Genomic DNA, 14291 nt, shown 5'->3' on the forward strand with positions numbered 1-14291 from the left:
GAGCACTGCTGCTGACCGAGCACTGCTGACCGGACGGGGAGCGAGGCCACCTGGTGCGCACCGTCGACGAGCACCGCGCGGCCGCGCTGGCCCTGGTGGCACCGCTCGCCACCGTACGGCTGGCGATCGACGTGGCTGACTGTCACGTCCTGGCTCAGGACGTGACAGCGCCGTCGGCCCTGCCGCGCTGGGACAGCTCCGCGATGGACGGCTACGCGGTGCGCGCTGCCGACCTCGCCGGTGCCGCGCCGCAGCACCCGGTGCGTCTGCGGGTGCTGGCCGACCTGCCGGCCGGCAGCGATGCCGAGCCCGAGGTCCGGCCGGGGACCGCCGCCCGGATCATGACCGGTGCCCCGGTGCCGCCCGGTGCCGATGCGATCGTGCCGGTCGAGCGCACCGACGGCGGCACCGATGTCGTGGGTGTCGAGGAGCAGCCGGTCCCGGGCGCGCACATCCGCAGGGCGGGCGAGGACGTCGCGGCCGGAGACCTGGTGCTCGCCGCGGGCACGCTGCTCGGGCCGGCTCAGATCGCGGCGGCGGCGTCGGTGGGCTGCGCGGACCTGCTGGTGCACCGGCGGCCGCGGGTCGCGGTGCTGTCCACCGGGAGCGAGCTGGTCACCCCCGGTGCAGCGTTGCGCCGCGGCCAGATCCCGGACTCGAACTCCTACCTGCTGGCCGCTGCTGTGCGGGCCGCCGGGTGTGAGCCGATCCGGATCGGTGCGGTGCCGGACGACCCGGCGGCCCTGCGCGGCGTGCTCGACGCCCAGGACGGCACCGTCGATCTCGTCATCACCTCGGGCGGGGTGAGCATGGGCGCCTACGACGTGGTCAAGGAGGTGCTCGCGGCCGAGCCCGGGATGAACTTCGTGCAGGTCGCCATGCAACCGGGCAAGCCCCAGGGCATCGGACGGCTCGGCCGCGGCACGCCCGTCCTCGCGCTGCCCGGCAACCCGGTCAGTGCCTTCGTCTCGTTCGAGGTCTTCGTGCGGCCGGTGCTGCTGCGCCTGCGCGGACTCGACGACGTCCGGCGCCAGGAGGTCGGAGCCGTCGTCGTGGACGGGTGGCGCAAGCAGCCGGGACGGGCGCAGTACATGCCGGTCGTGCTGGAGTCCGCGACGCCTGCCGGTCCCGGTCCCGGTCCCGAGCACAGCACCGAGCCGCTGGTGCGTCGCGCGGCGGCCGGCGGGTCGGGCTCGCACCTCGTGGTCGGTCTCGCCCGCGCGCAGGGGCTGGCGGTCGTCGGGATCGAGGTCGAGCACGTCCGGCCCGGCGATAGGGTGCGCGTCATGCGAGTCGACAGATGACCTTCACCCACCTGGACGACGCCGGCCATGCGCGCATGGTCGACGTGACGCACAAGCGGCCGACCGTCCGCGAGGCCACGGCGACGGGTTCGGTGCGATGTGCGCCGCAGGTGGTCGAGGCCCTGCGCTCGGGCGACGTCCCCAAGGGCGACGTGCTGGCCGTCGCGCGGATCGCCGGCATCAGCGCCGCGAAGCGGACCGCCGAGCTGTTGCCGCTGGCGCACGTGATCGGGGTGCACGGTGTCACCGTCGACCTCGAGGTGGCCGACGACGGCGTGCACGTGACCGCGACGGTGCGGACCGCCGATCGTACCGGGGTCGAGATGGAGGCTCTCACCGCCGTCGCCGTCGCCGCCCTCGCGGTCGTGGACATGGTCAAGGGGATGGACAAGGGCACCTCGATCGCCGATGTCCGGCTGGTCGCGAAGTCCGGCGGCAGGTCCGGCGACTGGCGGCGAGAGGCATGACGCGCGGCTTCGACGCGATCGTCCTGGCCGGGGGACAGGGGCGTCGGCTCGGCGGCGTGAGCAAGGCCGAGGTCCTGGTGGCCGGACGTCCGATGGTCGACCACGTGCTCGAGGCCGCGTCCGGGGCGCGGCGGATCGTCATCGTCGGGCCGGACGACCTGCTCCGACCCGGCGTCGCGACGGTCCTGGAGGACCCGCCCCTCGGCGGGCCGGTCGCCGGGATCGACGCCGGACTGACCCACCTGCGGGCGTCGGGCGCCGGCGGCGACCTGGTCCTCGTGCTCGCGTGCGACGTGCCGCTCGTCGCCGCAGCCGTGCCGCGGCTGCTGGCCGCGCTCGACGCCGAGCACGCGGCGGACGGAGCGCACCTGGTCGATGCCTCGGGCCACGCGCAGATCCTCGCCGTGTTCCGGCGGGCCGCCCTGGCCGCGGCGCTGGCGGCTCTCGCGGCCGACGGCGGGGTGCACGGTGTCTCGATGCGCAGGCTCGTCGGCGGGCTGCGGATGGTCCAGGTCGCCGACCCGGACGGCCAGGGCGCCGACGCGGACACGTGGGACGATGTGCAGCGTCTGGACAGCCTCATGACCCGGAAGGTCACCGTGAGCGACAGCAGCCCCCACACGCCCAGCGGCAGCGAGCTGCACCGATGGCTGGTGAGCACCGGCCAGGACCTCGGCGTCAACCCTGACGCGCTCGAGGTCGAGTCCCTGCTCGACCTCTCGCGGGAGGTGGCCAACGGGGTCGCCCGCCCCGCCGTGCCGTTGACCAGCTTCCTGGTGGGGTACGCCGTCGGTGCCGGTGGCGGCGACCGCGCGACGTTCGACCGGGTCGTCGCCCGGGTGACCGAGCTGGCCCGAGGGTGGTCGGTCGAGCAGGCCCCGGACGACCCGGCCGGCGGCCAGGACACCGCGTGAGCGGAGCCGTCACGGTCCGCTACTTCGCCGCGGCCGCCGAGGCTGCCGGCCTCGAGACCGAAGAGCTCGTCGCCGCGACCGCCGGTGAGCTGCGCGCGGCGATGACCGCTGCGCACGGACCGGGGCTCGGGCGGGTCCTGACCCGCTGCTCGCTCCTCGCAGCAGGGACTCGCCTGGCCGACGACGCCGCACCGGTGGCACCGGGCGTCACCGTCGACGTGCTCCCGCCGTTCGCCGGCGGCTGACCGGGGCCGGCGGCTGCTCTGCCTGCTGTCAGCCGCCGATCGCGCTCATCGGCCGGTCGGGCTGCAAGAAGCTCGGGTCGTCGATGTCGTGGCCCGGCTTCTTGCCGGCCAGGCCGGTCCGGATCGCCGCGGCCAGCGCATCGTCGTCGGCCCCCTCGCGCAGCAGCGTGCGCAGGTCGGTCTCGGTCCGGGCGAACAGGCAGGACCGCAGCTGGCCGTCTGCGGTCAGCCGGACCCGGTCGCACGAGCCACAGAACGGAGCGGTCACCGAGGCGATCACGCCGACGGTCGCCGGTCCGCCGTCGACGTACCAGAGCTCGGCGGGCGCCGAGCCCCGGCCTGGTACCTCGGTGAGCTCGAACGCGGTGCGCAGCGCGGCGAGGATCTCGGTCTGGGTGACCATCTGAACGCGATCCCAGGTGTGCCCGGCGTCCAGCGGCATCTGCTCGATGAACCGCATCTGGTAGCCGTGGTCGACAGCGAAGCGCACCAGCGGGACCAGTGCGTCGTCGTTCACGCCACGCATCGCGACGGCGTTGAGCTTGATCGGCGCGAAGCCGACCGAGTCCGCCGCGGCGATGCCGGCGAGGGTGTCGTGCAGGCGGTCGCGCCGGGTCAGGGCCGTGAAGCGCTCGCGGTCGAGCGTGTCGAGGCTGATGTTGACCCGGGTGAGCCCGGCGTCGTGCAGCGGGGCCGCGAGCGCCGGCAGGCGCAGGGCGTTGGTGGTCAGGGAGACCTCGGGTGAGCCGTTCGGCCCGTCGAGCGCGGCGATGCGACGCACGACGTCGACGACGTCGGGACGCAGCAGGGGCTCACCACCGGTCAGCCGGACCTCCGTGATGCCCTGGCCGACGGCGACCCGCGTGATCCGGACCAGCTCGTCGGTGCTGAGCATCGTCGAGCCGGGCAGCCACGGGACGCCCTCGGCAGGCATGCAGTAGGTGCAGCGCAACGAGCAGCGGTCGGTCAGCGAGATCCGCAGGTCACGGTGCACGCGACCGAACCCGTCGACCAGCGGTGCGAGCGCGCTCATGCCGAACCGACCCACACGTGCGAGCCGTCGGCCAGCACCTCGCGCTTCCACACCGGGAGCTCGGCCTTGACCGCCTCGACCAGATCGCTGCACACAACGAAGGCCAGGGCACGGTGCGCCGTGGACACCACCGCGACGACCGCCGCCTCGCCGACGACGAGCCGTCCGACGCGGTGGCTCACCGCGACGCCGAGCACGCCGTCGCGCCCCGCTGCCTCGCGCGCCAGGCGCTCGAGCACCGCAGCGGCGTCGGGGTGCGCCGAGTACTCCAGGGCGACCACCTCGCCGTCGACGGACGGGTCGTTGTCGCGGACCTGCCCGACGAAGCACGCCACCGCCCCGGCGCCCGGGTCGCCGACCGCCACGAGGTGCGCCGTGACGTCGAGCGGGCCGTCGCTGACCTGGGCGAGCGGGTGTGCGGGGCTCATCGGTGGTCACCGCCGGCCAGCTGGTCGAGCACGTGGTCCAGCAGGGGGAGCAGCACCGAGACGCCCTGCTCGACGCCGGCGGTCGAGCCGGGAAGGTTGACCACCACGGCGCCGGCGTCGGTCACCCCGGCCAGGCCTCGGGACAGGACGGCGGAGGCGACCTGCTCGGCGCCCGAGCGGCGCAGGGCCTCGGCGAGACCGGGGAGCTCGCGGTCGAGCACGGGCCGGGTGCCCTCGGGTGTCCTGTCCCGCGGGCCGACACCCGTCCCGCCGCTGGTCAGGACCACCCGAGCGCCTGTGGCCAGGGCGGTCCGGAGCGCGCCGGCGACGCTCTCGGCGCCGTCCGGGACGATCACCGGCGCACCGACCCGGTAGCCCGCCGCGCGCAGCAGCTCCGCCGCACGCGCGCCGGATCGATCGGTCGCCTCGCCCCGCGCACAACGGTCCGAGGCCACCACGACGGCGGCCAGGACAGGGGCCCGGTCGGCAGCGGGGTCGGTGACCGGTGGGTTCATCGCGCCACCGTACCCACCAAAGGTCCCACAATGCTCGGTCGACCGCCGTGGATAATCCCCGCCATGGTCGACCATCGCGTGAGCGCGTACCGCGCGCTCGCCTCGGAGAGTCGCGTGCAGATCCTGCACGTGCTGCAGCAGGGCGGTGCGCCGCTGCCGGTCGACGAGATCGCACCAGCCGTCGGTCTGCACGTCAACACGGCGCGTGAGCACCTCGACCGGTTGGTGGCCAGCGGGTTCGTGCACCGGGAGCCCGAGGTCAGGACGACCCGGGGCCGGCCGCGGATGCTCTACCGCTCCGTCGACCGTGCCGCGGCGGCGACCGTCGACGGACGGGCCCGCGAGCAGCTCGCCCGCATGCTCGTCGACGGCTACGGCCGCGCGATGGAGTCGCCGGCCGAGGCGGCACAGGCTGCGGGGGAGCGCTGGGCGGGTGAACTTGCGCCGGGTCGCGCCGTCGCGAGACCCGCCGTGACGGTCGTGCCGGACCAGGGCGCTGCGCCGAACGAGGGCACTGCGCCGAACGAGGGCTGCGCACCGCCGGAGCGCCGGGTCGACCACGTGGCCGCCTGGGTCCAGCTCGCCGCGGTGGAGCAGCACTTCGAGGACCTCGGCTTCGAGCCGGAGGCCGACATCGGCGCGCTGCAGGTGCACCTGCGCCGGTGCCCGTTCATCGAGCTCGCGCGCGAGCGGACCGAGGTCGTGTGCGGGGTGCACCTCGGCCTCGCCCGTGGGGTGCTCGCCCACCAGGGCGGCCCGCTGGTCGCCGACCGGCTCGAGGCGTTCGTCGGGCCGCGGCACTGCGTGCTGCACCTGCGCGAGGCCTGACCGGGACCGGACCGAGCAGGGTTCCCGCGTGGTCTCGCCTGCGGCCTCCGTGCTTCGCCACTAGGGTCGGACTGTTGTGACGCACACCACAGTTCCGCGCATTTGACCCGGCGTTCGCCGCTTCAATACCACCGACGGACGTTGACAGACTGATGCCGTCGCGGCGGCCCGCTGCCCTGGTACGACCCGGAGGAACGATGACGTTCAAGCTGGAGCCCCGCGTCGACCTCGCGCGGTGGGACCCCGAGGACCCGGAGCACTGGGACTCGACGTTCGCCTGGCGCACGTTGTGGATCACCACCTACAACCTCATGCTGGCGTTCTGCGTCTGGTACCTGGTCAGCGCGATCGCCCCGCGGCTCAACGACATCGGCTACGACCTCACGCGCGCCGAGCTCTACTGGCTGGTGGCCGTCCCCGGCCTGGCCGGCGGGTCGATGCGGCTCATCTACATGTTCCTGCCCCCGGTCCTGGGCACCCGCACGCTGGTCGGCGGCACCGCGACCCTCATGCTGCTGCCGATGGTCGGCTGGGCGTTCGCGGTCCGCGACCCCGGGACGCCCTACGCGGTGCTCCTGCTGCTCGCCACCGCGGCCGGCGTCGGCGGTGGCGCCTTCTCCGGGTTCATGCCCTCGACCAGCTACTTCTTCCCCAAGCGGATGGCCGGGACGGCGCTGGGCCTGCAGGCCGGGATCGGCAACTTCGGGGTCAGCCTCATCCAGTTCCTCGCACCCTGGATCGTGGGCTTCGGCCTGCTCGGCACCACCGTCCTGACGCCGCAGCAGCGGGCCGACGGCAGCGAGATCTGGCTGCACAACGTCGGGCTCGTGCTGATCCCCTGGGTGATCCTCGGCGCGATCCTGGCCGGCGTCTTCCTGCGCAGCGTCCCGATCACCGCGAACTTCCGCCAGCAGCTCGACATCTTCCGCGAGAAGCACACCTGGGTCATGACCGCGATCTACCTGATGACCTTCGGGGCCTTCAGCGGGTTCGCCGCCCAGCTCGGCCTGATCATCGTCAACGAGTACGGCAGCTTCGCCGATGCCCCGGACCCCCTCAAGTTCGCCTTCCTCGGCCCGCTCATCGGCTCCGCCACACGGGCCGCCTGGGGGCCGCTGTGCGACCGGTTCGGCGGGGCGATCTGGACCCTCGTCGCCGGGATCGGCATGACGATCAGCACGGTCTTCACGCTCTTCTTCCTCAGCCCCACGGCCGTCGGCCAGTTCACCTGGTTCCTGACCGGGATGCTGGGTGTCTTCTTCTTCGCCGGGATCGGCAACGCCGGGACCTTCAAGCAGATGCCGATGATCTTCCCCAAGCGGCAGGCCGGTGGGGTCATCGGCTTCACCGCCTCGATCGCCGCCTTCGGCCCGTTCCTCGTCGGCATCGCGCTCTCGATGGTGACGCCGCGCGCGTTCTTCATCGGGTGCGCGGTGTTCTTCACCTTCTGCACCGCCCTGACCTGGCACTACTACGCACGCCCTGGGGCACCGAAGCCCAGCTGACCGGTCGATGGGCCGGCCCGGGAGCCGGCGAGAAGCCCACGCGAAGGAGCAGCAGATGAACCCGACAGCCATCCCGACGCAGGGGGCAGCACCCGCGGGTCTCGACGGCCCGGCATCGGACCTCCTGCTGCGCCTGGGCCGGTACCTGCGCAAGGGCGAGGTCTCGGCCGACCTGCGCACGCTGCACCAGATCGGTGGACGGGACGCGGACGTCTTCTACCGGGACCGCTGGAGCCACGACAAGGTGGTCCGCTCGACCCACGGGGTCAACTGCACCGGGTCGTGCTCGTGGAAGGTGTACGTCAAGGACGGGATCATCACCTGGGAGTCGCAGCAGACGGACTACCCGACGGTCGGTCCGGACAGCCCCGAGTACGAGCCCCGGGGCTGTCCCCGCGGTGCGGCGTTCAGCTGGTACACGTACTCCCCGACCCGGGTCCGGTACCCGTACGTGCGTGGGCTGCTGCTCGACATGTACCGCGAGGCCAAGGCCCGCACGGGCGACCCCGTCGAGGCGTGGCGCAGCATCGTCGACGACCCCGAGCTCTCGCGGCGCTACAAGGCGGCCCGCGGCAAGGGCGGCCTCGTGCGGGCCACCTGGGACGAGGCGACCGAGATGGTCGCGGCCGCGCACGTGCACACGATCAAGGCCTACGGGCCGGACCGCATCGCGGGCTTCTCGCCGATCCCCGCGATGTCGATGGTGTCGCACGGTGCCGGCGCGCGCTTCTACTCGCTCATCGGCGGCGCGATGCTCTCGTTCTACGACTGGTACGCCGACCTGCCGGTCGCCTCGCCGCAGGTCTTCGGCGACCAGACCGACGTGCCGGAGTCGGGGGACTGGTGGGACGCCGGCTACCTGATCATGTGGGGCTCGAACGTCCCGGTGACCCGCACCCCGGACGCGCACTGGATGACCGAGGCGCGGTACCGCGGGCAGAAGGTCGTGGTGGTCTCACCGGACTACGCGGACAACGTCAAGTTCGCCGACGAGTGGCTCGCCGCCCAGCCCGGGACCGACGGCGCGCTCGCGATGGCCATGGGTCACGTGACGCTCAAGGAGTTCTTCGTCGACCGGCAGGTCCCGTACTTCACCGACTACGTCAAGAGGTACACCGACCTGCCGTTCCTGGTCCGCCTCGAGGAGCGCGACGGTGCGTACGTCGCCGGCAAGTTCCTGACCGAGTCCGACCTGGCCGCCTCGGGGCCGGTTCCGACGTCGGAGAACGCGGAGTTCAAGACGGTGCTGATCGACGCCCGTACCGGGCAGGCGGTCGTGCCGAACGGGTCGCTCGGCCACCACTACGGCGAGGCGGGTGCCGGGAAGTGGAACCTCGACCTCGGCGACGTCGACCCGCTGCTGAGCCTGATCGACGCACCGGAGAGTGCCGACCGGGTCGCCGACGCGGATGCGGCCGCCGGCCGACCGGCGGTCCAGACGGTCGAGGTCGACCTGCCGCGGTTCGACACGCTGGACGGCGCTGCCGCGGTGATCCGTCGCGGCGTGCCGGTCCGTCGGGTCGCCGGGCACCTGGTCACCACCGTCTTCGACCTGCTGCTCGCGCAGTACGGCGTGGGCCGCGACGGTCTGCCGGGCCGGTGGCCCACCGGGTACGACGACGCGTCCCAGCCGTGCACGCCCGCCTGGCAGGAGCAGTTCACCGGGGTCCCGGCGGCCAAGGCCGAGCGGATCGGCCGGGAGTTCGCGGCCAACGCCGAGGAGTCCAGGGGTCGGTCGATGATCCTCATGGGCGCCGGCACCAACCACTGGTTCCACTCCGACACCATCTACCGCGCCTTCCTGACCCTGACCACGCTGACCGGCTGCCAGGGCGTCAACGGCGGCGGCTGGGCGCACTACGTCGGCCAGGAGAAGGTCCGCCCGCTGACGGGGTACACCCAGTACGCCAACGCACTGGACTGGTCGCGCCCGCCGCGGAACATGATCCAGACGGCGTACTGGTACCTGCACACCGACCAGTACCGCTACGACGCGTTCGGCGCCGACACGCTCGCCGCGGCCACGGCCGGGGGTCAGCTGGCCGGGAAGACGACCGCCGACGTGATCGCGCAGTCGGCCCGGATGGGCTGGATGCCCTCGTACCCGACGTTCGACCGCAGCCCGCTGCAGGTCGCCGACGACGCCGAGGCCGCCGGCCTGCCGGTGGCGCAGTACGTGCCGGCCGAGCTCAAGGCCGGTCGTCTCCGCTTCGCCTCGGAGGACCCGGATGCACCGGAGAACTTCCCGCGCGTGCTGACGATCTGGCGGGCGAACCTGCTGGGCAGCTCGGCCAAGGGCAACGAGTACTTCCTCAAGCACCTGCTCGGCACGGACTCCAACCTGCGGGCGACCGAGGCCCCGCCCGAGGCGCGGCCGCGGGACGTCGTCTGGCACGACGAGGCACCCACGGGCAAGCTCGACCTGCTGCTGTCCATGGACTTCCGGATGACGAGCACGACGATCTACTCCGACATCGTGCTGCCGGCCGCGACCTGGTATGAGAAGCACGACCTCAACACCACAGACATGCACCCGTTCGTGAACTCGTTCAGCCCGGCGATCGCCCCGCCGTGGCAGACCCGGACCGACTTCGACATCTTCCACACGATCGCCCGCGCGTTCTCCGAGCTCGCGGCGACCCACCTGGGCGTCCGCAAGGACGTCGTCGCCGTGCCGCTCACGCACGACACGCCGGACGAGATGGCCAACCCGCACGGGCGGGTCGAGGACTGGAAGGCCGGTGACTGCGAGCCGGTGCCGGGCCGGACCATGCCCAAGCTCGTCGTCGTCGAACGTGACTACGGGGCCGTCGCCGCGAAGATGGCGGCGCTCGGTCCGCTCGTCGACACCCTCGGTCTGACGACCAAGGGCGTGACCTTCACCGTCGACAAGGAGGTCGAGTACCTGCGGCACAAGAACGGCACCGCGCGCAAGACCCGCAACGGGGTCGCGGATGGACGGCCGCTGCTGAGCCGAGACGTGCACGCCTGCGAGGCGATCCTCGCGTTGTCCGGCACCACGAACGGCCGGCTCGCCGTGCAGGGGTTCCACACGCTCGAGAAGCGCACCGGAACCCTGATGGCCGACCTGGCTGCCGAGCACGAGGGCAAGCAGGTGACCTTCGCCGACACCCAGGCCGGCCCGACGACTGTCATCACCTCGCCGGAGTGGTCCGGCACGGAGCACGGCGGGCGTCGGTACTCGCCGTTCACCATCAACGTCGAGCGGCTCAAGCCGTGGCACACACTGACCGGCCGGATGCACTTCTTCCTCGACCACGACTGGATGGCCGAGATCGGCGAGAACATGCCGGTCTTCCGGCCTCCGCTGAACATGCCGGCCCTGTTCGGCGAGCCGGAGATCGGCGAGACCGGGGCGCTGGGCGTCACGGTCCGGTACCTGACCCCGCACAACAAGTGGTCGATCCACTCCGAGTACCAGGACAACCTGTTCATGCTCTCGTTGTCCCGCGGTGGCCCGACGATCTGGATGAGCAACCTCGACGCCGACAAGGTCGGGATCAAGGACAACGACTGGATCGAGGCCGTCAACCGCAACGGCATCGTCGTCGCCAGGGCGGTGGTCTCGCACCGGATGCCCGAGGGCACGGTGTACATGCACCACGCCCAGGACCGGCTGATCGACGTCCCGCGGTCCGAGACCAACGGGAAGCGCGGCGGCATCCACAACTCCCTGACCCGGTTGATGATCAAACCGAGCCATCTCATCGGCGGCTACGCCCAGCTGTCCTTCGCATTCAACTACCTCGGCCCGACCGGCAACCAGCGCGACGAGGTCACGATGATCCGTCGCCGTTCGCAGAAGGTCGAGTACTGACGTGGCCGGGACGAGCGCACCAGGGAGCGCGACCTCATGAGAGTCATGGCTCAGATGTCGATGGTGATGAACCTCGACAAGTGCATCGGCTGTCACACCTGCTCGGTGACCTGCAAGCAGGCGTGGACCAACCGGACCGGCACGGAGTACGTCTGGTTCAACAACGTCGAGACCAGACCGGGTCAGGGCTACCCACGGACCTATGAGGACCAGGAGAAGTGGCAGGGCGGCTGGACGCTGAACCGGCGTGGCCGGCTGCAGCTCAAGGCCGGCGGCCGGCTGCGGAACCTGCTGACCATCTTCTCGAGCCCCAAGCTGCCGTCGATCGACGAGTACTACGAGCCCTGGACCTACGACTACGAGAACCTGACGACCGCGCCGCTGCAGGAGCACACGCCGGTGGCCCGGCCGAAGTCGCTGATCAGCGGCAAGGACATGAACATCACGTGGAGCGCGAACTGGGACGACGACCTTGCCGGCGGGCCGGAGCTCACCAGGGCCGACCCGTTGCTGGCGAAGATCTCGGACAAGGTCAAGCTCGAGTTCGAGCAGACGTTCATGTTCTACCTGCCGCGGATCTGCGAGCACTGCCTCAACCCGTCGTGCGCGGCGTCGTGCCCGTCGGGCGCCATCTACAAGCGGTCCGAGGACGGCATCGTCCTGGTCGACCAGGACAAGTGCCGGGGCTGGCGCAAGTGCGTCACGGGCTGCCCGTACAAGAAGATCTACTTCAACCACCGCACCGGCAAGGCCGAGAAGTGCACGTTCTGCTACCCCCGCATCGAGGTGGGTCTGCCGACGGTGTGCTCGGAGACCTGCGTCGGCCGGCTGCGGTACATCGGCCTGGTCCTCTACGACGCCGACCGCGTCCTGGCAGCGGCCGCAGTGACCGACCCGCAGGACCTGCTCGCCGCCCAGCGCAGCGTCTTCCTCGACCCCTTCGACCCCGAGGTGATCCGGGAGGCCGAACGGGCCGGGATCGCACGCGACTGGATCGACGCGGCCCAGCGCTCGCCGATCTGGAAGCTCATCAACACCTACGAGGTGGCCCTGCCGCTGCACCCCGAGTATCGGACGATGCCGATGGTCTGGTACATCCCGCCGCTGTCCCCGGTGGTCGACGTCGTGGCCGAGACCGGGGTGGACGCCGAGGACGCGGGCAACCTGTTCGCGGCCATCGACACCCTGCGGATCCCGGTCGAGTACCTCGCCGAGCTCTTCACGGCGGGTGACGCGGCACCCGTCACCGCCGTGCTCAAGCGGCTCGCGGCGATGCGCTCGTACCTGCGCGACATCACCATGGGTCGCGACGCCGACCCGGCGATCCCGGCCGCCGTCGGGATGGACCCGGACGACATGTACGAGATGTACCGGCTGCTCGCGATCGCCAAGTACGAGGAGCGGTACGTCATCCCCAGTGCGCACGCCGAGCAGGCGCACAGCCTCGAGGAGCTCGCCACCGAGTGCAGCCTCAACTACGAGGGCGGCCCCGGCATGGGTGGGTCCGGTCCGTTCGGTGAGGGCTCCGGGCCGGGCTTCAACGAGCCCGTTGCGGTGGAGAACTTCCTGATGCTGCAGACCAGGCAGACGACGGACACCGTCGCCGACCCGACCAGCCGCAAGGCGAAGGTCAACCTGCTCGGCTGGGACGGCAAGGGGACACCGGACGGTCTCTTCCCGCCCAAGGCCGGGCGGGCAGGTCCCGGTGGCCAGGCCGGTCCGGATGATCCGGGCGACCCGCAGGGACCGCCCGGACCGGAGCAGACGCCGTGAACCGGGCAGCGCGGCTCGCCGCTGCCCGGGCCGCGGTGAGCCGGGAGCACGCGATCGTGCACCGGGTCGCCGCCCTGCTGCTGGAGTACCCGAGCGTCGAGCTGCTCGAGCTCCTGCCGCAGCTGCGGTCGGCGGTCGAGGAGGTGGGGGACCGGTTCCGGCTGCCCTTGCTGCAGGTCGTCGACCACCTGGCCGACCGGCCGCTGACCGAGCTCGAGGCGCAGTACGTCACGACGTTCGACCTGCGGCGCAAGTGCGCGCTCTACCTGACGTACTACGCCTACGGCGACACCCGGAAGCGCGGGGTCGCCCTGGTCGAGTTCAAGCAGGCCTACCGGGCCGCCGGCTTCGAGCTGGCCGAGGCCGAGCTGCCGGACCATCTGGCCGTGGTGCTGGAGTTCGCGGCGACCGGTGATGCCGAGTCCGGGATCCGGCTGCTCCTCGAGCACCGTGCGGGCCTCGAGCTGCTCCGGCTCGCTCTGCTGGACGCCGGCTCGCCCTACGTCGGCGCGCTCGCGGCGGTCAGCGCGACGCTGCCGGCGCTCGCCGGCGACGACCGCGAAGCGGTCGCCCGCCTCGCAGCCGAGGGACCACCGGGTGAGGACGTCGGTCTCGAGCCGTTCGCCCCGCCGTCGTACATGCCAGCCATGGGAGCCCGCCGATGACCACGACACTCGACACGATCCTGTGGGTCGTCGTCCCGTACCTGTGCCTGGCGGTCTTCGCGCTCGGGCACGTGTGGCGCTACCGCTACGACAAGTTCGGCTGGACCACGCGGTCCTCCCAGCTCTACGAGAGCAGGATCCTGCGCTGGGCCAGCCCGCTGTTCCACTTCGGCATCCTTGCGGTCTTCCTCGGCCACGTGATGGGCCTGGGCATCCCCAAGTCCTGGACCGAGGCGGTCGGGATGTCACCCGAGCTCTACCACCTCATGGCGGTGGGCATCGGGAGCGTCGCTGGGGTCTGCACGGTCGTCGGCATGGCACTGCTGATCTACCGCCGTCGCACCGTCGGCCCGGTGTTCAGCGCCACGACGCGGATGGACAAGGTCATGTACCTCATGCTCGCGATCGTGGTCTTCCTCGGGATGTGGAACACCTTCGCCGGGTCGATCCTCAACCTCGGCGGCGAGTACGACTACCGGGACGGCGTCTCGGTGTGGTTCCGCGGCATCTTCCGCTTCGCGCTGCACCCCGAGCTCATGGCCGTCGCACCGCTCGGCTTCCAGCTGCACGGGCTGGCGGCCTTCCTGCTCTTCGCCCTGTGGCCGTTCACCCGGCTCGTGCACGTGTTCAGCGCCCCGGTGGGCTACCTGTGGCGGCCCTACGTGGTGTACCGCTCGACATCCGACCGGATGGGCAGCCGCACGCCGAGGCGCGGCTGGGAGCGCGTCGAACGCCGGAAGGAGACATCCTCCCGGCTGTGAGGAGCGTCGACCGCC

At 71.7% G+C, this 14291-nt stretch carries 13 protein-coding genes; 10 read left to right on the forward strand and 3 right to left on the reverse strand.

Features of this window, described 5'->3' with window-relative positions; translation table 11 throughout:
- Window positions 1-53: 53 nt before the first annotated feature.
- The 4 genes from glp to K415_RS0113370 are packed head-to-tail and all read left to right on the forward strand — an operon-like array spanning window position 54 to window position 2930.
- On the forward strand, window positions 54-1304 hold the full coding sequence (glp, locus tag K415_RS0113355) for a gephyrin-like molybdotransferase Glp (protein WP_024287546.1): 1251 nt from the start codon (window positions 54-56) through the stop codon (window positions 1302-1304).
- The gene (gene moaC, locus K415_RS0113360) at window positions 1301-1771 is read left to right on the forward strand and encodes a cyclic pyranopterin monophosphate synthase MoaC (RefSeq protein WP_024287547.1); all 471 of its coding nucleotides are present in this window, start codon (window positions 1301-1303) and stop codon (window positions 1769-1771) included. Before glp ends, moaC begins: the two co-directional genes overlap by 4 nt.
- Window positions 1768-2685, forward strand: a complete 918-nt coding sequence (locus tag K415_RS24045) for an NTP transferase domain-containing protein (protein WP_024287548.1) — start codon at window positions 1768-1770, stop codon at window positions 2683-2685. Before moaC ends, K415_RS24045 begins: the two co-directional genes overlap by 4 nt.
- A complete protein-coding gene (locus tag K415_RS0113370) occupies window positions 2682-2930 on the forward strand; it encodes a MoaD/ThiS family protein (protein WP_024287549.1) in 249 nt (82 codons plus the stop codon). The genes K415_RS24045 and K415_RS0113370 overlap by 4 nt, the downstream gene beginning before the upstream one ends.
- A gap of 28 nt (window positions 2931-2958) precedes the next feature.
- On the opposite strand, the gene moaA is transcribed toward K415_RS0113370, so the two are convergent.
- From moaA to K415_RS0113385, 3 genes are read right to left on the reverse strand one after another with little or no spacing between them, the layout of a single operon-like run.
- Window positions 2959-3963 carry a GTP 3',8-cyclase MoaA gene (moaA, locus tag K415_RS0113375; protein WP_024287550.1) on the reverse strand — a complete coding sequence of 335 codons (1005 nt, stop codon included), beginning with the start codon at window positions 3961-3963 and terminating at the stop codon, window positions 2959-2961.
- Window positions 3960-4391, reverse strand: a complete 432-nt coding sequence (locus K415_RS0113380) for a molybdenum cofactor biosynthesis protein MoaE (protein WP_024287551.1) — start codon at window positions 4389-4391, stop codon at window positions 3960-3962. Before K415_RS0113380 ends, moaA begins: the two co-directional genes overlap by 4 nt.
- Complete coding sequence (locus K415_RS0113385) at window positions 4388-4906, reverse strand: molybdenum cofactor biosynthesis protein B (protein ID WP_024287552.1); 519 nt, start codon at window positions 4904-4906, stop codon at window positions 4388-4390. Before K415_RS0113385 ends, K415_RS0113380 begins: the two co-directional genes overlap by 4 nt.
- 63 nt (window positions 4907-4969) lie before the next feature.
- Between K415_RS0113385 and K415_RS0113390 the strand changes: the two genes are divergently transcribed.
- From K415_RS0113390 to narI, 6 genes are all read left to right on the forward strand, one after another.
- Window positions 4970-5734: a metalloregulator ArsR/SmtB family transcription factor gene (locus K415_RS0113390; RefSeq protein WP_024287553.1), complete on the forward strand. Its 765-nt coding sequence runs from the start codon at window positions 4970-4972 to the stop codon at window positions 5732-5734.
- A gap of 197 nt (window positions 5735-5931) precedes the next feature.
- Window positions 5932-7239 (forward strand): MFS transporter, encoded by a 1308-nt coding sequence (locus K415_RS0113395; protein WP_024287554.1) that lies wholly within the window; start codon window positions 5932-5934, stop codon window positions 7237-7239.
- A 55-nt stretch (window positions 7240-7294) separates the two neighbouring features.
- Window positions 7295-11077 (forward strand): nitrate reductase subunit alpha, encoded by a 3783-nt coding sequence (locus K415_RS0113400; protein ID WP_051480583.1) that lies wholly within the window; start codon window positions 7295-7297, stop codon window positions 11075-11077.
- Between the two features lie 36 nt (window positions 11078-11113).
- Window positions 11114-12850 carry a nitrate reductase subunit beta gene (gene narH / locus K415_RS0113405; RefSeq protein ID WP_024287556.1) on the forward strand — a complete coding sequence of 579 codons (1737 nt, stop codon included), beginning with the start codon at window positions 11114-11116 and terminating at the stop codon, window positions 12848-12850.
- Window positions 12847-13515, forward strand: coding sequence for a nitrate reductase molybdenum cofactor assembly chaperone (gene narJ, locus K415_RS0113410; protein ID WP_024287557.1), 669 nt, complete (start codon window positions 12847-12849; stop codon window positions 13513-13515). The genes narH and narJ overlap by 4 nt, the downstream gene beginning before the upstream one ends.
- Entirely contained in the window at window positions 13512-14276 is a 765-nt protein-coding gene (gene narI / locus K415_RS0113415) for a respiratory nitrate reductase subunit gamma (RefSeq protein ID WP_024287558.1), read from the forward strand. The genes narJ and narI overlap by 4 nt, the downstream gene beginning before the upstream one ends.
- Window positions 14277-14291 lie beyond the last annotated feature (15 nt).

The sequence above is a fragment of the Cellulomonas sp. KRMCY2 genome, from assembly GCF_000526515.1.
Classification (GTDB): Bacteria; Actinomycetota; Actinomycetes; order Actinomycetales; family Cellulomonadaceae; genus Actinotalea.